Here is a 21,465-nt window from a genome sequence, read left to right as displayed (position 1 = left end):
ATTTCTCTCCTCAGGCCGCGCCTAATTACTCGAACCAGTGGGCTCGGGCGGCCATGATCAACTTGCCGGCACGATCATCGTCAATGCCGTCGATGTCGAGCAGGTCGTCAATAGACTGCTCGGCCAGGTCTTCGCGGGTAATTACGCCGCGCACCGCCAGTTCCATCGCCAAATCCTTGTCCATACCCTCAAGCGAGAGCAGGTCTTCGGCCGGATGGGCGTCTGCCAGCTTTTCCTCAGTAGCGATGGCTTTGGTCAACAAGCGATCCTTGGCACGAGCGCGAAGCTCGTTGACGATGTCTTCGTCAAAGCCGTCGATGTTGAGCATTTCTTCCAACGGTACGTAGGCAATCTCTTCCAGGCTGGTGAAGCCTTCGTCAACCAGCACCTGAGCCAGCTCTTCGTCGACTTCCAGCTCGTCGATGAAGTTGCGCAGGATGTCGCCGGTTTCCGCTTGTTGCTTAGCCTGGATGTCCGATTCGGTCATCACGTTCAGGGTCCAGCCAGTCAGCTGGCTCGCCAGACGCACGTTCTGACCACCACGACCGATGGCCTGAGCCAGATTGTCTGCGCCAACGGCGATGTCCATGGCGTGGGCATCTTCGTCAACGATGATGGCCGCCACTTCTGCCGGCGACATGGCATTGATCACGAACTGCGCCGGGTTGTCGTCCCACAGGACGATGTCGACACGCTCGCCACCCAACTCGCCCGACACGGCCTGGACGCGCGAACCGCGCATACCGATGCACGCGCCCTGCGGGTCGATGCGTTTGTCCTTGGAGCGGACGGCGATCTTGGCGCGCGAACCCGGATCACGGGAAGCGGCCATGACTTCGATGAGGCCTTCAGCGATTTCCGGCACTTCGATACGGAACAGCTCGATCAGCATTTCCGGCGCGGTACGCGACAGGATCAACTGAGGGCCACGGTTCTCGGTGCGGATTTCCTTGAGCAGCGCACGCAGACGCACGCCGACACGGAAGGTTTCGCGAGAGATGATGTCTTCACGGGCCAGCAACGCCTCGGCGTTATTGCCCAGATCGACGATCACGTTGTCGCGGGTCACTTTTTTCACGGTGCCGGAGATGATTTCTCCCAGGCGCTCGCGATAAGCGTCGACCACTTGAGCGCGCTCGGCTTCGCGCACTTTCTGCACGATGACCTGCTTGGCGGTCTGCGCAGCAATGCGGCCGAATTCGATGGATTCGATCTTTTCTTCGACGACGTCACCAACCTTGGCACCAGGATGCGTTTCAGCAACCTTGCTTGGCCAGGTTTCGATGGCCGGATCATCGAGATCATTCTCTTCGACGACCGTCCAGCGACGGAAAGTTTCGTAAGAACCGGTGTGGCGATTGATTTCCACACGCAGATCAACTTCGTCTTCAAAACGCTTTTTGGTAGCAGTGGCCAGAGCCAGCTCCAGCGCTTCAAAAATTACGCTTGCCGGTACGCCCTTTTCATTGGATACCGACTCAACAACCAGCAGTACTTCTTTGCTCATCGTACGCCTCGCCTTTCGCAAGCCATTGGATCCGCGGGATCCGCGTCTCAGTCAAAACTGGGAATAATGTTGGCCTTGTCGATCATATCGATCGGCAACAGGAACTCATGGTCATCTACCTGCACCACGACATCCTGTTCTTCTACACCGCGCAGAAGGCCCTGAAAGTTGCGTCGTCCTTCAAAAGGCGAGCGCAGCCTGATCTTTACTTGTTCACCGGCAAATTTGGCAAACTGCTCAAGAGTGAACAGTGGGCGTTCCATGCCAGGCGAGGAAACTTCAAGGGTGTATTCAACGGAGATCGGATCTTCAACATCCAGCACACCGCTGATCTGACGGCTGACGATGGCACAATCGTCCACCAGTACGCCGCCTTCCTTATCGATATAAACGCGCAACATTGAGTGACGACCTTGAGCCGAGAACTCAATACCCCAGCATTCATAGCCCAGGGCCACGACCACCGGGGCCAACAAGGCCTGCAACTCTTCTAGCTTGCTCGACACCTGAACCCCCTCGTGCATGTATGTGCATGCTTTGCAAAATAAAAAAATGGGCGAAACGCCCATCCTTGAAACGCCGTCGAACAGCGGCGTTGAAAGTGTCCAGCTAACAAAAAGCCCCTTAAAAGGGGCTCCTTAAACTGGTTGCGGGGGCCGGATTTGAACCGACGACCTTCGGGTTATGAGCCCGACGAGCTACCAGACTGCTCCACCCCGCGACAAAGCTGGGGCGGAAGTATACGACCGATCCCCAGTAGGGTCAATGTAACCTTCCACCTGCAAGAAAGCCCGCAACAGCGGGCTCTCCTGACTAATTGGTACCGAGAAGGGGACTCGAACCCCTACACCCTATGGGCACAACCACCTCAAGGTTGCGTGTCTACCAATTCCACCACCTCGGCAATACTACGTTTGAAACCCTTCTTACTTCTGCTCTTGAGCTGGAGGCACGTCAGTCGCTGGAGTAGCCGACTTTTGCTCTTGAAGCACCGGGACATCATCAGAAGCCGGTTGCTGCTTTGGAACTTCCAACACTGCCGGATTTGGCAAACCTGCTTGAGTCAGCTGATGAGCCTTCTCTTTAGCAAAGTATCCTAACCCCAAGCTGGTTATGAAGAAACCGGCGGCAAGTATAGCAGTAAACTTACTAAGAAAGGTAGAGGAACCTTGGCTTCCGAACACAGTATTTGAAGCACCTGCTCCGAAAGACGCGCCAGCGTCCGCACCCTTACCCTGCTGCAGCAAAACCAGAGCAACTACGCCCAATGCACCCAGCAGATGAAAAACGACTACGACTGTTTCCAGCATTTTTTCAGTTTCCCGCGGCGCGACAGATCGCACCGAACTCATCTGCATTCAGGGAAGCTCCACCAATGAGCCCCCCATCGATATCCGGCATGCCGAACAGTTCGACCGCATTGGCCGCCTTCACGCTGCCGCCGTATAGAAGCCGCACACCTCGCGCGACTTCAGAATTCTCTGCCGCCAGCTGCTCCCGAATGGCTTTATGCACATCCTGAGCCTGCTGCGGCGTTGCAGTCAGCCCGGTACCAATGGCCCAGACCGGCTCGTAAGCGATCACTGCATTGGCAAAAGCACCGACACCCAGCTCCTCGATGATGCTGCCCAGCTGACGCCCGACAACCTCAAGAGTTTTTCCAGCTTCGCGCTGCTCCAGGGTTTCCCCTACGCACAACACCGGAATCAAGCCACATGCCTGTGCCGCTGCGAACTTGCGATTCAGCATCCCGTCTCGCTCGCCCATGATCTGGCGGCGCTCGGAGTGCCCGACAAGCACCAGGGAACAACCTGCATCCACCAACTGACTCGGTGCAATTTCACCGGTCAACGCACCTTGCATCGATTCCACCGCAGAATTCTGCGCGCCGACCGAAATCGACTTTCCTTTCAAGCCATCAATCACTTGATTGATATGCAGGCAAGGCGGGAATACCGCGACATCAACACCGCTTGGCAAGGCCAGATGACGAAGGCCATTGATCAGCTCAGCGACGCTGGCGCGGGTACCGTGCATCTTCCAGTTACCAGCTACCATAGGGCGACGCATGCCGTACCTCGTCGGTCAAAGTGGGCGCAGATGTTACCCAACACAATCATGGCTGGCAAGCCGTATCAGGCAGAAACTTCAGTTACCAGTTTTGCCAGTTCTTCGGCATAGCTGCGAACCTGGGTTTCGTCCTCGCCTTCAACCATGACACGCACCAGAGGCTCTGTCCCGGACTTGCGCAGAAGCACACGCCCACGCCCCGCCATTGCCTCGGTCACACGCTTGCTGGCTTCCTTGACAGCTGGATGATCGAGCGGACTGTCGCCACCGCCAAACCGGACATTGATCAGCACTTGCGGACACTTGCGCAGGGCCTGGCGGGTTTGGGCAAGACCTTCATTGCGAGTCTTGAGTGCCATCAACACCTGCAATGCTGCAATGATCGCATCCCCCGTGGTGGTGTGATTGAAGCAGACGACATGCCCCGAATTCTCACCACCAACCTGCCAGTTGCGCTCCAGCAATTCGGCAATCACATAACGGTCGCCGACGTTCGCACGCACGAAAGGAATACCGAGATCCGCCAGAGCCAACTCCAGGCCAAGGTTGCTCATCAGCGTGCCGACCACGCCACCCTGCAATTTGCCACGCTCATGCAGGTCACGGGCAATAATGAAGATCAGTTCGTCACCATCGACTATCGCACCGGTATGGTCGACCATCAGCACGCGGTCACCGTCGCCATCGAACGCAATCCCCAGATCAGCGTGCTCGGCAAGCACCGCCGCCTGCAACGGCCCCATATGGGTCGAACCGCAGTTGTCGTTGATGTTCAGCCCGTTGGGTTGCGCGGACAGCACGACGACCTCGGCACCCAGCTCGCGGAATACGCTCGGCGCGACTTTATAGGTTGCCCCGTGCGCACAATCGATCACGATCTTGAGACCGGCAAAACTGGTATTGGTCGGCACACTGCTTTTGCAGAACTCGATGTAGCGACCGGAGGCATCGTTGATTCGCGATACCTTGCCGATCTTGCTCGACTCGACAACGGTCATTGGCGTATCGAGCAACTCCTCGATCATCAGTTCGAGCTCGTCCGGCAATTTGGTGCCCCTGCCGGAGAAAAACTTGATGCCATTGTCATCGTGCGGGTTGTGCGAAGCACTGATCACGATACCGGCTTCAGCCTGGAAGGTACGCGCCAGGTAAGCAATGGCAGGCGTCGGCATCGGGCCGAGCAACATTACATCGGCGCCTGCCGATGTCAGGCCAGCTTCCAGCGCCGATTCGAACATGTAACCGGAGATTCGCGTGTCCTTGCCGACGAGCACCTTGCAGGCACCCATTTTTCGGAATGCCATACCCGCAGCCCAGCCGAGCTTGAGCATGAAGTCAGGAGTAATCGGGTATTCACCGACACGACCACGAATGCCGTCGGTACCAAAGTATTTCTTGCTCATAAGTGCTCCATCATTCTTATTCGGCTGATTCCACGGCCGCGATCATGCGCACGACATCCACCGTTTCTGCCACATCATGGACGCGCAATATACGCGCGCCTTTGACCGATGCCAGTGCAGCCAGGGCCAGACCACCGTACAGACGCTCGCCCACCGGGCGATTCAGGGCCTGTCCGATCATGCTTTTTCGCGAAACGCCCACCAGCAGAGGTCGCCCCAATGCATGGAGGGCTTCCATGTGCCTGAACAAGCTTAGATTGTGCTGAAGGGTTTTGGCGAAACCGAAGCCAGGATCGAGGATGATCCGTTCGGCGGGTATGCCGACCGAGGCGCATCTCTCCATACGCTCGGCGAGGAACGCCCCCACCTCACGAGTCACATCCTGATAGTGCGGATTGTCCTGCATGTTGCCGGGCTCCCCCAGCATATGCATCAGGCAGACCGGCAACCCGGTGGCCGCAGCAGCATCCAGCGCACCATCACGCTGCAACGATCGCACATCATTGATCAGGCCTGCCCCCAGACGCGCAGTTTCCCGCATGACAGCCGGAGTGGATGTATCGACCGAAATGATCACATCGAGTTCGCGATTGATCAGCTCGACGATCGGCGCCACTCGCTCAAGCTCCTCGAGAGGAGAAACCGCACGAGCGCCAGGACGGGTTGACTCTCCTCCAACATCGATCAGTGTCGCACCGGCCAACACCATAGCCTCGGCATGACGCAGGGCCGCATCAAGCTGGCTGTATCGGCCACCATCGGAGAAGGAATCAGGAGTGACATTGAGAATGCCCATGACATGCGTCCGGGCCAAATCAAGAACCCGGTTGCCGCAAGGCAACCGGGTCAGGGACGGTACAGAAGTCATTTCAAACCTTAAACGTCAGCAGCCGGACCGCCAATCGGTGTCTCCGGACGCTCATCCTGAACCACCGGAGGAGGCGTGCCGGTGCCGGTGCCACCCGACCAGTCACGAGGTTCGCGAGGCGTGCGACCCGCCATGATGTCGTCGATCTGCTCGGCATCGATCGTCTCGTATTTCATCAAGGCATCTGCCATGGCATCGAGCTTGTCACGATTGTCGGTCAGGATCTGCTTGGCGGTGCCGTAGCACTGATCGATGATGCTGCGCACTTCCGAGTCGATCAACTTCGCGGTTTCACCCGAGAAGCTGGCGTTCTGACCGCCACCGCCACGACCGAGGAACACCTCGCCTTCTTCTTCCGCATACATCAACGGACCGAGTTTTTCAGACAGGCCCCACTTGGTCACCATGTTCCGTGCAATCTGGCTGGCACGCATGATGTCGTTGGAGGCGCCGGTAGTCACCCCGTCGAAGCCCAGTGTCATTTCTTCGGCGATACGACCGCCGTACAGCGAGCAGATCTGACTGATCAACGCACGCTTGGACAGACTGTAGCGATCTTCTTCCGGCAGGAACATGGTCACACCCAACGCGCGACCGCGCGGGATGATCGACACTTTGTAGACCGGATCATGCTCGGGCACGACGCGACCAACAATGGCGTGGCCTGCTTCGTGATAAGCGGTGTTCTGCTTTTCCTTCTCGGACATGACCATGGATTTGCGCTCGGCGCCCATCATGATCTTGTCTTTGGCCAGTTCGAATTCCTTCATCTCGACGATGCGTTTGCCGGCACGGGCAGCGAACAGCGAGGCCTCGTTGACCAGGTTGGCCAGGTCAGCACCAGAGAAGCCCGGAGTACCACGCGCAATAACGGCCGGAGCAACGTCATCACCCATTGGCACTTTACGCATGTGCACCTTGAGGATCTGCTCCCGACCACGGATATCCGGCAGACCGACCACCACCTGACGGTCGAAGCGGCCCGGACGCAGCAGAGCCGGGTCCAGTACGTCAGGACGGTTGGTTGCGGCGATAACGATGATGCCGTCATTCATTTCGAAGCCGTCCATCTCCACCAGCAACTGGTTGAGAGTCTGCTCGCGCTCGTCGTGACCGCCACCCATGCCGGCGCCACGATGGCGACCAACGGCGTCGATCTCGTCGATGAAGATAATGCAGGGTGCGTGCTTCTTGGCCTGTTCGAACATGTCGCGAACACGGCTTGCACCGACACCGACGAACATTTCGACGAAGTCGGAACCGGAGATGGTGAAGAACGGCACCTTGGCTTCGCCGGCAATCGCCTTGGCCAGCAAGGTTTTACCGGTGCCCGGAGGACCAACCATCAGCACGCCGCGAGGAATGCGGCCGCCCAGGCGCTGGAACTTGCCCGGATCACGGAGAAACTCGACCAGCTCACCAACTTCTTCCTTGGCTTCGTCGCAACCGGCAACGTCAGCCAGGGTGGTTTTCACCTGATCTTCGGACAGCAGACGCGCCTTGCTCTTGCCAAAGCTCATCGGCCCGCCCTTGCCGCCCGCACCGCCCTGCATCTGGCGCATGAAGAACATGAACACCGCGATGATCACCAGGATCGGGAAGCTGGCCACCAGAAGCTGGGTCCAGATGCTTTGCTGCTCAGGTTGCTTGCCTTCGACCACAACGTGATTGTCGACCAGGTCGCCGATCAGGCCATTGTCCTGGATTGCCGGACGAATGGTCTTGAAGCTGTCGCCATCGTTGCGCTTGCCGGTAATCACGTAGCCGTCGACGGCCACGCGCTCGACCTTGCCATCCTTGACCTGCTGGATGAAGTCGGAATAGTTGAGGGTCTGCGGCTCGTTAGGGCTGGAGAAGTTGTTCATCACCGTCACCAGGACAGCCGCGATGATCAACCACAGGATCAGATTCTTTGCCATATCGTTCAATTAACTACCCTCTGAAGCAAGCTCCGCTACTGGCGCGCGCTTCGCATGATATTCACCGGCCTAACTTACTACATTACCTACAGCTCTGGCAGGCGCCGTCTGTAACCCTTTGTGAAACACTTTCTACACAATATTCGCTTATGCACGCGGGGCGAAATACGAAAAACCTATCACCCCGCCAAAAAACCTCGTTTCACTCGCTGCGACCGCGATAACCCCAAGCCAGCATGTATTGCTCCCGGGAACTGTCGCGGGAAGAGTCCGGCTTGATCATCTGGACCTTGTCGAATTTCCGACGAGCGTCCTTCAGGTAAACATCGAACCCTTCGCCCTGAAATATCTTGATCAGGAAATTACCACCCGGCTTGAGAATCCGCTCCGCCAGGTCAAGCGCCAGCTCGCAAAGAAACATGGCTTTCGGCATATCTACGGCAGGCGTACCACTCATATTGGGGGCCATATCGGAAATCACAAGGTCCACCTGCGAATTACCCACCGCCTCAAGGATTTGAGCGAGCACTTCATCCTGAGTGAAATCCCCCTGAATGAAGGTCACGTCCGGAATGCTGTCCATTTCCAGGATGTCCGAGGCGATCAGACGCCCCTGGCCACCGATCAGCCGGCTGGTGACCTGAGACCAGCCGCCGGGCGCCGCGCCCAAGTCGACCACGCTCATGCCTGGGCGAATCAGTTTGTATTTCTCCTGGACTTCCAGAAGCTTGTAACTCGCACGCGAGCGGTAGCCATCCTTCTGCGCCTGCTTCACATAAGGATCGTTGACATGTCGTTTCAGCCAACCAAGGCTTGTCTTGGAACGCGCCATTGGGCACCTCGTTGATTAGGGTCGTGATTAATTGGGCGGATCCACGAGCCCTCGGGTAAAATGGCCGCCATTTTACAGAATCCAGACGAAAGGGTCAGATTATGCCGCTCACTCCAGAGCAGAAGAAACAGTACAAATCCATCGGCCACCACCTCAAACCAGTTTTGACGGTGGCTGACAACGGTTTGACTGAGGGTGTTTTAGCCGAACTCGAACGCGCATTGGCGGATCACGAGCTGATCAAGATCAAGCTCAACATCCTCGATCGCGAGGCGCGACTGGCGTCCGTTGCAGAGCTGTGCAAGGTCGGCAAGGCCGATCTGGTTCAGGTCATCGGCAAGATGGCACTGATTTATCGCAAGAACTTCAGCGTCAACAAGCAGCTGTCGAACGTCCATCGCTTCAAGTGATGAAAAGGGTCAAGGGTGTGCTTCGCGCACCCTGCCACTCCATCCCGGCACCGGCTGCAACACCAGTACCAGCCCGGAAAAGCCCAGAACAAGATAACTGAACACCTGCCAGCGCTGCGCATCCGGCCAGCCGACACGCACTGCGACATACATCGCACTCGCATACAACGCCATCAGCAGCACTTGCCCGCGAAAATCCCGCCATAGACTGGCAAGGCCTTCGGCCCGTACCAGCACCAAAGCCTGAAAAATCACGCACGCGGCAGCAAAACCCACCACCGGCACTTCAAACGCACTGGCGACTTCGTCGATCAGCAGCGGTGCCAAGCCAATCTGACCCAGCACCGGCCGCAGACCGAGGTGCACCAGCCATAAACCGCCAACCCACAACATCTGGGCCAGCTGCCAGAGCATGGCGCCCGCCTGCAGCGGGCGCCCCGTTTCAGATGTGACGGACTTCGACAATCTCATACTCGATATCGCCGCCCGGCGTTTTCACGACGACCGTGTCGCCCTCTTCCTTGGCAATCAAGGCGCGAGCAATCGGCGAGCCGACCGAAATCTTGCCGAGTTTGATGTCCGCCTCGTCCTCACCCACGATCTGGTAAGTCACGCTTTCATCGGTCTCGACGTTGGCGATTTCGACGGTAGTGCCAAAAATCACCTTGCCGGTGTGCGGAATGGTCGTCACATCGATGATCACGGCATTCTGCATGCGACCTTCGATGTCACGGATCCGCGCCTCGACCATGCCCTGCTGTTCGCGGGCGGCATGGTATTCGGCGTTTTCCTTCAAGTCACCCAACTCGCGGGCCGTACCGATGTCCTGGCTGAGCTTCGGACGAACAACCTTGGTCAGATGAGCGTGTTCCTCTTCCAGGGCTTTCGCGCCCTGGACGGTCATTGGGTATTTATTCATGCCTTCAATCCTGCGTGTAGATCCTGCAAGCGGCGCACGGTCTTCTCGGGACCGAACTTCAGCGCTTCGCAGATGGCTTCGCCAGCAGCAATGGTGGTGGTGCAGTAGATCTTGTGCTGCAAGGCGTTACGACGAATGGAGTAAGAGTCGGCGATCGACTGACGACCTTCGGTGGTGTTGATGATCAGCGTGACTTCGTCATTCTTGATCATGTCGACCACGTGCGGACGACCCTCGGTCACCTTGTTCACGCGACGCACTTTCAGGCCTGCAGCCTCGATCAGCTTGGCAGTGCCAGCAGTGGCGACCACTTCAAAGCCCAAGTTGATCAGATCACGCGCCACACCTGCAACCAGCGGCTTGTCGTCATCACGTACGCTGATGAATGCGGTACCGCCGGTCGGCAGCACTTCGCTCGCGCCCATCTGGGCCTTGGCGAATGCTTCGCCGAAGGTGTCGCCGACGCCCATCACTTCACCGGTGGACTTCATCTCCGGGCCGAGGATCGGGTCAACACCAGGGAATTTGGCGAACGGGAATACCGCCTCTTTCACGCTGTAGAAGTTCGGGATGATTTCCTTGGTGAAGCCGATTTCCTTCAGGGTTTTACCAGCCATCACGCGAGCCGCGATCATGGCCAGGGAAACACCGATGCACTTCGACACGAACGGTACGGTGCGGGAAGCACGCGGGTTGACTTCGATGACGTAGATGTCTTCGCCTTGCAGCGCCAGCTGAACGTTCATCAGGCCGACCACGCCCAGCTCCAGGGCCATTTTCTTGACCTGCTCGCGCATCTCGTCCTGGATGTGCGCCGGCAGCGAGTACGGCGGCAGCGAGCACGCAGAGTCACCGGAGTGAACGCCCGCCTGTTCGATGTGCTGCATGATCGCGCCGATCACTACGTCCTTGCCGTCGCAGACCGCATCCACGTCCATCTCGATGGCGCAGTTGAGGAAGTGGTCGAGCAGCACAGGGCTGTCGTTCGACACTTGCACCGCGTCACGCAGGTAACGCTTGAGCTCTTCTTCCTTGTAGACGATTTCCATCGCCCGGCCGCCCAGTACGTAGGACGGACGAACCACCAGCGGGTAACCGATCTTCGCGGCAGCGCGAACGGCTTCGTCTTCGCTGCGCACGGTGGCGTTTGGCGGCTGACGCAGATTCAGGCGCTCAACCATCTGCTGGAAGCGCTCACGGTCTTCCGCACGGTCGATAGCGTCAGGGCTGGTGCCGATGATCGGCACGCCGGCCGCTTCGAGGGCGCGAGCCAGTTTCAGTGGAGTCTGACCACCGTACTGGACGATCACACCTTTCGGCTTCTCGACACGGCAGATTTCCAGCACGTCTTCCAGGGTCACCGGCTCGAAGTACAGACGGTCGGAAGTGTCGTAGTCAGTGGAAACGGTTTCCGGGTTGCAGTTGACCATGATGGTTTCGTAGCCGTCTTCGCGCAGGGCGAGAGCGGCGTGCACGCAGCAGTAGTCGAACTCGATGCCCTGGCCGATACGGTTCGGACCGCCACCCAGAATCATGATCTTGTCGCGACCGGACGGCGCTGCTTCGCACTCTTCCTCGTAAGTCGAGTACAGGTAAGCGGTGTCGGTGGCGAACTCGGCGGCGCAGGTATCGACGCGCTTGTAGACCGGGAACACTTCCAGCTTTTGACGGTGAGTGCGCAGGTTCTTCTCAGTGACGCCCAGCAGCTTGGCCAGACGCTGGTCGGAGAAACCTTTACGCTTGAGCTTGAACATCAGGTCGCGGTCGATAGCGGACAGACCGAGGGTCTTGACCTTCTCTTCGTCCTTGATCAGATCTTCGATCTGCACCAGGAACCACGGGTCGATCATGTTCATGCCGAAGATTTCTTCGACGGTCATGCCGGCGCGGAAAGCGTCCGCCACGTACCAGATACGCTCGGCACCCGGCACGGTCAGTTCGCGCTTGAGCACGCTCATGCTTTCCGGGTTGCTCAGGTCGACTTTCTCGTCCAGACCGCAAACGCCGACTTCCAGACCACGCAGAGCTTTCTGCAGGGATTCCTGGAAGGTACGGCCGATGGCCATGACTTCACCAACCGACTTCATTTGAGTGGTCAGGCGAGCGTCAGCGTTGGCGAACTTCTCGAAGGCGAAGCGCGGCAGCTTGGTCACGACGTAGTCGATGGACGGCTCGAAGGACGCCGGGGTCTTGCCGCCGGTGATGTCGTTCGACAGCTCGTCGAGGGTGTAGCCGACTGCCAGTTTGGCCGCGACCTTGGCAATCGGGAAACCGGTGGCTTTCGAAGCCAGGGCCGACGAACGCGATACACGCGGGTTCATTTCGATCACAACCATGCGACCGGTGTCCGGGCAGATACCGAACTGAACGTTGGAACCGCCGGTCTCGACGCCGATCTCGCGCAGGACCGCCAGCGAGGCGTTACGCAGGATCTGGTATTCCTTGTCGGTCAGGGTCTGAGCCGGGGCAACAGTGATCGAGTCACCAGTGTGCACGCCCATCGGGTCGAAGTTTTCGATCGAGCAGACGATGATGCAGTTGTCCTTTTTGTCGCGGACAACTTCCATTTCATATTCTTTCCAGCCGATCAGCGATTCGTCGATCAGCAGTTCCTTGGTTGGCGACAGGTCCAGACCACGGGCGCAGATTTCTTCGAACTCTTCACGGTTGTAAGCGATACCGCCACCGGTGCCGCCCATGGTGAAGGACGGACGGATGATGCACGGGAAGCCCAGGCGCTCGAGCACCGCGTTGGCTTCTTCCATGCTGTGGGCGATACCGGAACGCGGGCATTCCAGGCCGATGGCTTTCATCGCCTTGTCGAAACGCGAACGGTCTTCAGCCTTGTCGATGGTGTCGGCGTTGGCACCGATCATCTCAACGCCGAACTTCTCCAGAACGCCTTCGCGTTCCAGGTCCAGGGCGCAGTTCAGAGCGGTCTGGCCGCCCATGGTTGGCAGCACCGCATCCGGACGCTCTTTTTCGATGATCTTGGCAACGGTCTGCCACTTGATCGGCTCGATGTAGGTGGCGTCGGCCATGTCCGGGTCGGTCATGATGGTGGCCGGGTTGGAGTTCACCAGGATGACGCGGTAACCCTCTTCGCGCAGGGCTTTACAGGCCTGGGCGCCGGAGTAGTCGAATTCGCAGGCCTGGCCGATAACGATCGGGCCAGCGCCGAGAATCAGGATGCTTTTAATGTCTGTACGTTTTGGCATGGGTTTGTCACTCAAATCCGCAGGTCAGTCGGCAAGCCGTCTTGATCGATTTCTGAAGTCCCGAGGGGGCCGCCGGTTCCGGGGCCGCCCTCGAGGGGCTTCTCGCTACAGTCTCAAGGCGAGCGCTTAGCGTCGCTTGGCCATCTCGTTGATGAAGCGGTCAAACAGGGGGGCCACATCGTTCGGGCCCGGGCTCGCTTCAGGGTGACCCTGGAAGCTGAACGCGCTCTTGTCGGTGCGCTCGATACCTTGCAGGGTGCCGTCGAACAGCGATTTGTGGATCGCGCGGACGTTGGCTGGCAGGGTTTCTTCGTCAACCGCAAAACCGTGGTTCTGGCTGGTGATCATCACGACGCCAGTGTCCAGATCCTGAACCGGGTGGTTGGCACCGTGGTGACCGTGGCCCATTTTCAGGGTCTTGGCGCCGGAGGCCAGAGCCAGCAGCTGGTGACCGAGGCAGATGCCGAACACCGGAATTTCGGTTTCCAGCACTTCCTTGATCGCCTTGATCGCGTAGTCGCAAGGCTCCGGGTCACCAGGGCCGTTGGACAGGAACACGCCATCCGGATTCAGGGCCAGCACGTCGGCAGCCGGGGTTTGCGCTGGCACTACGGTCACGCGGCAACCGCGCTCGACCAGCATGCGCAGGATGTTGACCTTGACGCCGTAGTCGTAGGCAACCACGTGGTATGGCAGCTCGGAGGCTTCGATGGTCGCGTGGCTGTCGGTCTTCAGATCCCAGACAGTGGAGCGCCATTCGTATTGGGTCTTGGTGCTGACGACTTTCGCCAGGTCCATGCCCTTCAGGCCCGGGAAGCCTTGCGCAGCGGCGATGGCCGCTTCTTCGGAGATGTTGTCGCCGGCCATGATGCAGCCGTTCTGTGCGCCTTTTTCACGCAGGATGCGGGTCAGGCGACGGGTGTCGATACCGGCGATTGCCACAACGTTGTTGGCTTTCAGGTAGTCGGACAGGGACATCGTGTTACGCCAGTTGCTCGCTACCAGCGGCAGGTCACGGATGACCAGGCCAGCGGACCAGACGCGATTGGACTCGGCGTCTTCCGGCGTGGTGCCGGTGTTGCCGATGTGCGGGTAAGTCAGGGTAACGATCTGTTGGGCGTAGGAAGGATCGGTAAGGATTTCCTGATAGCCGGTCATTGCGGTGTTGAACACCACCTCACCAACGGTCTGACCGTCGGCTCCAATGGCTTCGCCGCGAAAAATGCTGCCATCAGCAAGGGCGAGTATGGCTGGCTTAGTCAAGAAGACCTCCCGTAAATAACGCATGAAAGGGCAATCGCAGGTTGTAAAAAAGCGGAGTGACGTATGGACACGTCACCCCGCTTCTTCACTGAATTATTCTGCGCGCTTTTAGTGGACACACTAAAGCTGTAGCTTACAGAAAAAGGGATTTTTGGTCTACCGCCAATGAGCCCGAAAGGCCGGAGAATGCGACAGGTCGTCGCCAGGCGGAGCAAAACCGGCACAAACAGGGCGTTTGCGCCGGGTTCAAACAAGGCTCAACGCAGGTCGAGCACGTCCTGCATGTCGTAAAGACCCGGCTCACGAGCATCCAGCCACAGCGCTGCACGCACCGCGCCCTTGGCGAATGTCATGCGGCTCGAAGCCTTATGGGTGATCTCCAGACGCTCGCCTTCACAGGCGAACAGCACCGTGTGATCACCTACCACATCACCACCGCGAACAGTGGCGAAACCGATGGTTTCACGCTCACGCGCACCGGTGTGGCCTTCGCGACCATAGACTGCGACTTTCTGCAGATCACGATCCAGTGCACTGGCAATCACTTCACCCATGCGCAGGGCCGTACCCGACGGCGCATCGATCTTGTGACGGTGATGGGCTTCGATGATTTCAATGTCCGCATCATCACCCAGCACGCGAGCCGCCATGTCGAGCAGCTTCAGCGACAGATTGACGCCAACGCTGAAGTTGGCCGCGAACACGATCGGAATATCCTTGCCCGCCTCGGCTAGCAACTGCTTCTGGGCAGCATCCAGCCCGGTCGTGCCGATCACCATCGCCTTGCCAGCCTTGCGGCAGAAGGCCAGGTTTTTCAGCATGACTTCCGGCAGGGTGAAGTCGATCAATACATCGAACTCTTCTGCGACCGATTCCAGATTCCCCGACAACGGCACGCCGATTCGACCGAGCGAAGCCAGCTCACCGGCATCCACCCCGATCAGCGTACTGCCAGGGCGAACAATGGCAGCCGTCAAACCGGTCAGCGGCGCGCGCTGCTGCACGGCCTCGACCAGAATCTTGCCCATGCGCCCGGCGGCGCCCATCACAGCTATACGTCGCATGCCGACTCCTTACAGATCGCCGAAGAAGCGCTTCACACCATCGAACCAACCGGTGGTTTTCGGCGAGTGGCTGTTGTCATCCGCCAGAGAGCTGCGGAATTCTTCGAGCAATTCACGCTGACGACGGTTCAGATTGACCGGGGTCTCGACCGCCACACGGCACATCAGGTCGCCCGCACCACCGCCACGCACCGGCGCCACGCCTTTGCCGCGCACGCGGAACTGCTTGCCGGTCTGAGTTCCTTCCGGAATTTTCAGCTTCACGCGACCGTCGAGGGTAGGGATTTCCAGCTCGCCGCCCAGCGCCGCATCGACAAAGCTGATCGGCACTTCGCAGAACAGATGCTTGCCGTCACGCTGGAAGATCGCGTGCTCGCGCACATTGATCACAACGTACAGGTCGCCGGTCGGGCCACCTTGAGTACCCGCCTCGCCTTCGCCGGACAGACGAATGCGGTCACCGGTATCAACGCCGGCTGGCACTTTGACGGAGAGGGTTTTGTATTCTTCGACGCGACCGTCACCGTGGCAGGAGTCGCACGGATCGGAAATGATCTTGCCCTGGCCATGGCAGCGCGGGCAGGTCTGCTGCACCGAGAAGAAGCCTTGTTGCATGCGCACCTGGCCGATGCCGCCGCAAGTCGGGCACGTCGATGGCGACGAACCTTTCTTGGCGCCCGAACCGTCGCATGGTTTGCAGTTGACCAGTGTCGGAACGCGGATATTAACGGTCGTACCGCGCACCGCTTCTTCCAGGTTCAGCTCCAGGGTGTAGCGCAAGTCGCTGCCACGCTGGGCGCCGCCACGGGAACCGCCGCGACCGCCGCCGAAGAAATCACTGAAGACATCACCGAAAATATCGGAGAAGTTCTGACCGCCGAAACCGGCACCGCCGCCACCCATGCTTGGGTCGACACCGGCATGACCGTACTGATCGTACGCCGCGCGCTTGCTGGAATCGGACAATACTTCGTAGGCCTCGTTGGCCTCTTTGAACAGCTCTTCCGACGCTTTGTCATCGGGATTACGGTCCGGGTGATGCTTCATCGCCAGACGGCGATAGGCCTTTTTCAGGTCCGCTTCGCTTGAGCCACGCTCAACACCCAACACTTCGTAATAGTCACGCTTTGCCATAAGTCTTTGCACTCTTAAGGACGTCCGGCAAACCCCTCCTGAGCTTCGCCAAACTCGTTGAGCCCCAATACAGGCCCGGACCCAACTCACGTCAATTCAACGATCCTGGTCTTTGATTCATGCGGTATTTTCGGCGCGAAAAGCAGGAGCATTCCCGGCCATACCGCCAGCATTCGAGCCTTGTCGCATGCTGTAAAAATTCGCGTATTCCAGATACGCCAACGCGGGAGCAAGCTCCCGCGCGGCGACATCCTACCAGTCAGTGCCCAAAGGCAGTCAACCGGCCGACCAACAACTTACTTGTGGTCTTTGACTTCTTCGAACTCGGCATCGACAACATCGTCAGCCTTTTCAGCTTTCTCTGCGTGCGGTGCCGCGCCTTCGGCAGGCTGAGCCTGTTCGGCGTACATCTTCTGGGCAACCGGCGCAGAGACTTTCGACAGCTCTTCAACCTTGGCGTCGATGGCAGCCTTGTCGTCGCCTTTGACGGCGGCTTCCAGGGCAACCACGGCCGCTTCGATTGCAGTCTTCTCTTCTGCAGTCACTTTGTCGCCAGCGTCAGCGATCATCTTGCGAGTCGAGTGAACCAGTGCATCACCCTGATTACGGGCAGCGGCCAGCTCTTCGAACTTGCGGTCTTCCTCGGCGTTCAGCTCGGCGTCGCGCACCATCTTCTGGATTTCTTCATCCGACAGACCGGAGTTGGCCTTGATGGTGATCTTCTGCTCTTTGCCGGTCGCCTTGTCTTTCGCGCCGACGTGCAGGATGCCGTTGGCGTCGATGTCGAAGGTCACTTCGATCTGTGGAACACCGCGTGGCGCTGGTGGAATCTCGGCCAGGTCGAACTTGCCCAAGGACTTGTTCTGTGCGGCTTGCTTGCGCTCACCTTGCAGGACGTGAATGGTCACGGCGCCCTGGTTGTCGTCGGCAGTCGAGAACACTTGCGATTTCTTGGTAGGAATCGTGGTGTTTTTCTCGATCAGCGCGGTCATCACGCCGCCCATGGTTTCGATACCCAGAGTCAGCGGGCTGACGTCGAGCAGCAGAACGTCTTTCACGTCACCGGCCAGAACAGCGCCCTGGATCGCAGCACCCATGGCAACGGCTTCGTCCGGGTTCACGTCTTTACGAGCTTCTTTACCGAAGAAATCGGTAACAGCCTTCTGCACCAGAGGCATACGAGTCTGGCCACCGACCAGAATCACGTCGTCAATTTTGCTGGCGTCGATGCCGGCGTCTTTCAGAGCGATGCGGCATGGCTCGATGGTACGGTTCACCAGATCTTCGACCAGCGACTCGAGCTTGGCACGAGAGATCTTCACGTTCAGGTGCTTAGGACCGGTCGCATCTGCTGTGATGTACGGCAGGTTGACGTCGGTCGACTGCGAAGAAGACAGCTCGATCTTGGCTTTCTCCGCGGCTTCTTTCAGACGCTGCAGGGCCAGTGGGTCGTTCTTCAGGTCCATGCCGGACTCTTTCTTGAACTCGTCGACGAGGTAGTCGATCAGACGCATGTCGAAGTCTTCACCACCCAGGAAGGTATCACCGTTGGTGGCCAGTACTTCGAACTGGTGCTCGCCGTCAACTTCAGCGATTTCGATCACGGAAACGTCGAAGGTACCACCACCCAGGTCGTAAACGATCACGGTGTGATCGCCCTTGGCCTTGTCCATACCGTAAGCCAGAGCAGCTGCGGTTGGTTCGTTGATGATACGTTTTACGTCCAGACCGGCGATGCGACCGGCGTCTTTGGTCGCCTGACGCTGGCTGTCGTTGAAGTAGGCCGGAACGGTGATCACCGCTTCGGTCACTGCTTCGCCGAGGTAGTCTTCGGCGGTCTTCTTCATCTTCTTCAGGACTTCGGCGCTGATTTGCGGCGGAGCCATCTGCTTGCCGGAGGCCTCGACCCAAGCGTCACCATTGTTGGCCTTGACGATCTTGTAAGGCACCAGCTTGATGTCTTTCTGCACGACTTCTTCGTCGAAGCGGCGGCCGATCAGGCGCTTCACCGCGAACAGTGTGTTGTGCGGGTTGGTCACAGCCTGACGCTTGGCGGACTGGCCGACCAGGATTTCGCCATCGTTGGCGTAAGCGATGATCGACGGCGTGGTACGCGCGCCTTCGGCGTTTTCAATAACTTTGGCTACGCCGTTTTCCAGCACGGAGACGCAGGAGTTGGTAGTCCCCAGGTCGATACCGATAATTTTGCCCATGTTCACTCTCCCGAAACTTTGGATTTGGTTGCCGCAGCAGTGGTGGCTAACTGCGGTAATACTTAAACGCTTGACTTCTAAATGGGGGCCTTGCGGCTAATTTCAAGCCTTCTCGTCAATCGAAGGCGAAACTGGCGCCGGCGCCTTGCTGACCACGACCATCGCCGGACGCAGCAGGCGGCCATTGAGCTGATAGCCCTTCTGGAACACTTTCAGAACGCTGTTCGGTTCCAGGTCAGCACTTTCCTGCATGGCCATTGCCTGATGTTCCACGGCGTTGAACGGCTCGCCTTCCTGCGGACTTACGGCTACAAGCTGATAGCGCTTGAGGGTGTCCTGGAACATTTTCAGGGTCAGCTCGATACCTTCGCGCATCGGACGGATGCTTTCGTCGTCCGGGCTCGACAGCTCGAGGCCGCGCTCCAGGCTGTCGACGATCGGCAGCAGGTCGCCGGCGAATTTTTCCAGTGCAAACTTGTGAGCCTTTTCGACGTCCTGCTCGGCGCGGCGGCGGACGTTCTGCAGATCGGCAGCTACGCGCAGAGATTGATCCTGCGCGGCGGCCAATTGCTCTTCGAGCACTTGTACACGGGTCGCCAGGTCATCACCCGAAGCCTCGGGCGCCTGATTGGCTTCTGGATTTTGCGTATCTACTGTCTGTTCGTCAGCCATAGAATTCTCCTTTCAATATCGTCCGCGAGTTCGATTCGCGCTTCTGCCCCGGTATATGGGGCCGCAAAATCAGGCTTCAAGGGCTGACAATGATTAACCCTACAAAAAAGTGCTGCATTGTCATTCCCGGGCGCGATAAGCATTTGATCGGATCAAGCCAATCGAGCTAAGCGAGGGCATTGTCAGGCCGAAACAAAACACTGTATAAATAACCAGACCTAAAGCCTGGGAGCGGCCTTTATGCTGGTGCACCTGTCCGTACACAACTACGCCATCGTTGAACATCTCGATCTCGAACTCGATCGCGGGATGAGCGTGATTACCGGGGAAACCGGCGCCGGCAAGTCGATCATGCTCGACGCCCTCGGCCTGACCCTTGGCGACCGCGCCGACAGCGGCGTGGTGCGCCCGGGTGCCGACAAGGCCGATATCCTGGCGACCTTCGACCTGGCTGACATCCCCGAAGCCAGCGCCTGGCTGGCCGAGCGCGACCTGGAAATCGACGGCCCGTGCATCCTGCGCCGGGTCATCACCTCGGAAGGCCGCTCCCGTGGCTATATCAACGGCACGCCCTGCCCGCTCGGCGACCTCAAGGCCCTCGGCGAGCTGTTGATCGACATCCACAGCCAGCACGAACACCAATCCCTGCTCAAGACGGATACCCACCGTCGCCTGCTCGACGAGTACGCGGGCGCCACCGATCTGGCCCGACAGGTACAACTGGCCGCCCAGCGCTGGCGCCAGACCCGCCAGGAGCTGGAGCGCCTGTCCAACTCCGGCGACGAGCAACGCGCACGTCATCAACTGCTCAGCTATCAGCTCGAAGAACTGGAAAACCTCGGTCTCGGCGAGAACGAACTGGAAGACCTTGAGCAGGAACACAAGAACCTGACCAACGCCGAAACCCTGTTGGGCATCTGCCGGCAAGTGGTCGAGCAATGCAGCGAAAGCGATTCCGGCAATGTGCTGAATGCGCTGACCGCCAGCCTCAATCGCCTGTCCAGCGTGAACAATTCGATCGGCGCCCTGGGCGAAGCCAGCAGTTTGCTGACCAGTGCGCAGATCCAGGTCGAAGAGGCTGTCGGCGAACTCAATCGTTTCCTCGACAACTTCGACGCCGATCCGGCGCGCCTGCAATATCTGGAAGAACGTCTTGATGCCATTTACACCCTGGCGCGCAAGCACCGGATCCAGCCGACCGAAGTCGCGGAGATGCAGCAAAAACTGCTGGATGAAATCGAAACCCTGAATGCCAACGATGAATCCATCGAACGACTGGGCGAAGAACTTGCTTCATATGCCCGTCATTATCAGGAAAAGGCTCGCGAGCTGAGCGATCTGCGTCATCAGGCTGCGGGCAGTCTGGCCAGCGCCGTGGAACAGGAGATTCAACGCCTCGGCATGCCTGGAGGACGCTTCACCATCGAGTTGCGGCCCAACGCCAGCGGCGAACTCCTGCCCAACGGACTTGAACAGGTCGAACTGCTGGTCAGCGCCAACCCTGGCCAGCCATTAAAGGCCTTGGCCAAAGTAGCCTCCGGCGGTGAGCTTTCGCGGATCAGCCTGGCGATTCAGGTCATCACCGCCCAGACCTCACGCGTGCCGACGCTGGTATTCGACGAAGTGGATGTCGGCATCGGCGGCCCGACCGCCGAGATTGTCGGCCAGTTGCTGCGACGCCTGGGCGAACGCGGCCAGGTCCTGACCGTTACGCACTTGCCGCAAGTGGCCGCGCAGGGCCATCAGCATTTATTTGTGCACAAGGTGCGGGGCGATCAGGCGACCCACACTGCCGTCTCGAAGCTGAGCAAGAATGACCGTATAGAAGAAGTCGCACGGATGCTCGGTGGCATTGATCTGACCAAAGAGTCTCTGGCGCACGCCAAAAAGATGGTCGTTACCGCTAAGGTTTAAGCACGACAGAAAGCACGAAGGCGACCCTTGGGTCGCCTTCGTTCGTTTCGCGAACCTGA

Annotated in this window: 18 protein-coding genes and 2 tRNA genes; 2 read left to right on the top strand and 18 right to left on the bottom strand. The window is 58.6% G+C overall.

Annotation, left to right across the window (positions count from 1 at the left end; genetic code table 11):
* Positions 1-25: 25 nt before the first annotated feature.
* The 10 genes from nusA to rlmE form a co-directional block, all read right to left on the bottom strand.
* Positions 26-1,507, bottom strand: a complete 1,482-nt coding sequence (nusA, locus tag DLD99_RS04260) for a transcription termination factor NusA (RefSeq protein WP_003221546.1) — start codon at positions 1,505-1,507, stop codon at positions 26-28.
* 47 nt (positions 1,508-1,554) lie between these two features.
* Positions 1,555-2,013, bottom strand: a complete 459-nt coding sequence (rimP, locus tag DLD99_RS04255) for a ribosome maturation factor RimP (protein ID WP_065260004.1) — start codon at positions 2,011-2,013, stop codon at positions 1,555-1,557.
* Positions 2,014-2,151: 138 nt separating this feature from the next.
* Positions 2,152-2,228: transfer RNA gene (locus DLD99_RS04250), tRNA-Met, on the bottom strand.
* 97 nt (positions 2,229-2,325) lie between these two features.
* Positions 2,326-2,411, bottom strand: a tRNA-Leu gene (locus DLD99_RS04245).
* Positions 2,412-2,433: 22 nt separating this feature from the next.
* Complete coding sequence (secG, locus tag DLD99_RS04240; RefSeq protein WP_011332406.1) at positions 2,434-2,817, bottom strand: preprotein translocase subunit SecG; 384 nt, start codon at positions 2,815-2,817, stop codon at positions 2,434-2,436.
* 4 nt (positions 2,818-2,821) lie between these two features.
* The gene (tpiA, locus tag DLD99_RS04235; RefSeq protein WP_003221542.1) at positions 2,822-3,577 is read right to left on the bottom strand and encodes a triose-phosphate isomerase; all 756 of its coding nucleotides are present in this window, start codon (positions 3,575-3,577) and stop codon (positions 2,822-2,824) included.
* A 65-nt stretch (positions 3,578-3,642) separates the two neighbouring features.
* Positions 3,643-4,980, bottom strand: a complete 1,338-nt coding sequence (gene glmM / locus DLD99_RS04230) for a phosphoglucosamine mutase (protein WP_114881380.1) — start codon at positions 4,978-4,980, stop codon at positions 3,643-3,645.
* A gap of 16 nt (positions 4,981-4,996) precedes the next feature.
* Complete coding sequence (gene folP, locus DLD99_RS04225; protein ID WP_114881379.1) at positions 4,997-5,848, bottom strand: dihydropteroate synthase; 852 nt, start codon at positions 5,846-5,848, stop codon at positions 4,997-4,999.
* 8 nt (positions 5,849-5,856) lie between these two features.
* Positions 5,857-7,767, bottom strand: coding sequence for an ATP-dependent zinc metalloprotease FtsH (gene ftsH / locus DLD99_RS04220; RefSeq protein ID WP_085711849.1), 1,911 nt, complete (start codon positions 7,765-7,767; stop codon positions 5,857-5,859).
* 202 nt (positions 7,768-7,969) lie between these two features.
* The gene (gene rlmE, locus DLD99_RS04215; RefSeq protein WP_085711850.1) at positions 7,970-8,599 is read right to left on the bottom strand and encodes a 23S rRNA (uridine(2552)-2'-O)-methyltransferase RlmE; all 630 of its coding nucleotides are present in this window, start codon (positions 8,597-8,599) and stop codon (positions 7,970-7,972) included.
* A 101-nt stretch (positions 8,600-8,700) separates the two neighbouring features.
* Here rlmE and DLD99_RS04210 point away from each other — a divergent pair, with 101 nt between their 5' ends.
* Positions 8,701-9,009 (top strand): YhbY family RNA-binding protein, encoded by a 309-nt coding sequence (locus tag DLD99_RS04210; RefSeq protein ID WP_011332401.1) that lies wholly within the window; start codon positions 8,701-8,703, stop codon positions 9,007-9,009.
* A gap of 9 nt (positions 9,010-9,018) precedes the next feature.
* On the opposite strand, the gene DLD99_RS04205 is transcribed toward DLD99_RS04210, so the two are convergent.
* The 8 genes from DLD99_RS04205 to grpE form a co-directional block, all read right to left on the bottom strand.
* Positions 9,019-9,423, bottom strand: coding sequence for an MFS transporter (locus DLD99_RS04205; RefSeq protein ID WP_114881378.1), 405 nt, complete (start codon positions 9,421-9,423; stop codon positions 9,019-9,021).
* 28 nt (positions 9,424-9,451) lie between these two features.
* Positions 9,452-9,928, bottom strand: a complete 477-nt coding sequence (gene greA, locus DLD99_RS04200; RefSeq protein WP_085711852.1) for a transcription elongation factor GreA — start codon at positions 9,926-9,928, stop codon at positions 9,452-9,454.
* Positions 9,925-13,146 (bottom strand): carbamoyl-phosphate synthase large subunit, encoded by a 3,222-nt coding sequence (gene carB / locus DLD99_RS04195; protein ID WP_085711853.1) that lies wholly within the window; start codon positions 13,144-13,146, stop codon positions 9,925-9,927. The genes greA and carB overlap by 4 nt, the downstream gene beginning before the upstream one ends.
* Positions 13,147-13,272: 126 nt before the next feature.
* Complete coding sequence (gene carA / locus DLD99_RS04190) at positions 13,273-14,409, bottom strand: glutamine-hydrolyzing carbamoyl-phosphate synthase small subunit (protein WP_114881377.1); 1,137 nt, start codon at positions 14,407-14,409, stop codon at positions 13,273-13,275.
* A gap of 257 nt (positions 14,410-14,666) precedes the next feature.
* Positions 14,667-15,473: a 4-hydroxy-tetrahydrodipicolinate reductase gene (gene dapB, locus DLD99_RS04185; protein WP_114881376.1), complete on the bottom strand. Its 807-nt coding sequence runs from the start codon at positions 15,471-15,473 to the stop codon at positions 14,667-14,669.
* Positions 15,474-15,482: 9 nt separating this feature from the next.
* Positions 15,483-16,607: a molecular chaperone DnaJ gene (dnaJ, locus tag DLD99_RS04180; RefSeq protein WP_085711856.1), complete on the bottom strand. Its 1,125-nt coding sequence runs from the start codon at positions 16,605-16,607 to the stop codon at positions 15,483-15,485.
* Between the two features lie 296 nt (positions 16,608-16,903).
* The gene (gene dnaK / locus DLD99_RS04175; RefSeq protein WP_085711857.1) at positions 16,904-18,820 is read right to left on the bottom strand and encodes a molecular chaperone DnaK; all 1,917 of its coding nucleotides are present in this window, start codon (positions 18,818-18,820) and stop codon (positions 16,904-16,906) included.
* A gap of 102 nt (positions 18,821-18,922) precedes the next feature.
* Positions 18,923-19,492: a nucleotide exchange factor GrpE gene (gene grpE / locus DLD99_RS04170; RefSeq protein ID WP_085685597.1), complete on the bottom strand. Its 570-nt coding sequence runs from the start codon at positions 19,490-19,492 to the stop codon at positions 18,923-18,925.
* A 240-nt stretch (positions 19,493-19,732) separates the two neighbouring features.
* Between grpE and recN the strand changes: the two genes are divergently transcribed.
* The gene (recN, locus tag DLD99_RS04165) at positions 19,733-21,406 is read left to right on the top strand and encodes a DNA repair protein RecN (RefSeq protein WP_085729539.1); all 1,674 of its coding nucleotides are present in this window, start codon (positions 19,733-19,735) and stop codon (positions 21,404-21,406) included.
* Positions 21,407-21,465: the final 59 nt, after the last annotated feature.

This window comes from Pseudomonas kribbensis (assembly GCF_003352185.1).
GTDB classification, from domain to species: Bacteria; Pseudomonadota; Gammaproteobacteria; order Pseudomonadales; family Pseudomonadaceae; genus Aquipseudomonas; species Aquipseudomonas kribbensis.
The sequence above is the reverse complement of the archived record's forward strand: the minus strand, read 5'-3'. Positions and strand labels throughout refer to the sequence as shown.